General features: G+C 28.4%; 1 pseudogene. It reads right to left on the minus strand.

The window, feature by feature from the left end:
• A pseudogene (locus AB9Q04_RS08070) lies at positions 1-402 on the minus strand (hypothetical protein); the annotation flags it as partial.
• Positions 403-718 lie beyond the last annotated feature (316 nt).

The following is a 718-nucleotide window of genomic DNA, read 5'->3' on the forward strand; positions in this document are numbered from 1 at the left end:
GTTATCATCTGATATTTCCATTGAGTCTGCAAGACCATCGTATATTACTTCACCTTTTTTCACATTATAAATATTATCAAAAAGTGCATGAGTGATTGTTAAAGAAACTCTATCATTAGCATATAATGGATTTACTATAGATGGATCAGAACCGATTCCTAAAACAAAGATACCACCTTTCTGACCAGTAGATTCTTCACCTTTATTTTCGTCTGTGTTAGGTGCTTCCTCTAAGTTACTATCATCCTTTTTTTCAGCTTCATCAGCTGTGTTAACACTATCTGATACTTGATTATTAGCAGTGTTATCTTCTGCTTGATTATTAGTATCATTATTTTGACCACATCCAGCAAACATGAATGTCATCGCAGCAATTAAAGCTACTGACTTTAATTTATTCATACATCCTCCTTATATAAATTAATTGTCAAAGTTATTATAACACATTAAATTTGAAAAAGAAAAATACATTTTTTATAATAATTTCAGTTACAAATAAACTAAAATTTAGACTTAAAAAAGAGCTACTTTTAAAGTAGCTCTTGGTAATTTTTCTATTTTACATTTAATGTATATTCATCATTAATGATAGGATTTATATTTAGTAATTCTTTAACAGCTTTTTTAGTTTGAACTTCTGCTTCTTCTAGCAATCCTTTATCTATGGCTTCTTTTTCTACCTTTGCTTCTTCTTCTTTTCTAAAGTTTGAGTAGTCTT

Origin of the sequence: Anaerococcus groningensis (assembly GCF_046365465.1) — a bacterium.
Lineage (GTDB): Bacteria > Bacillota > Clostridia > Tissierellales > Peptoniphilaceae > Anaerococcus > Anaerococcus groningensis.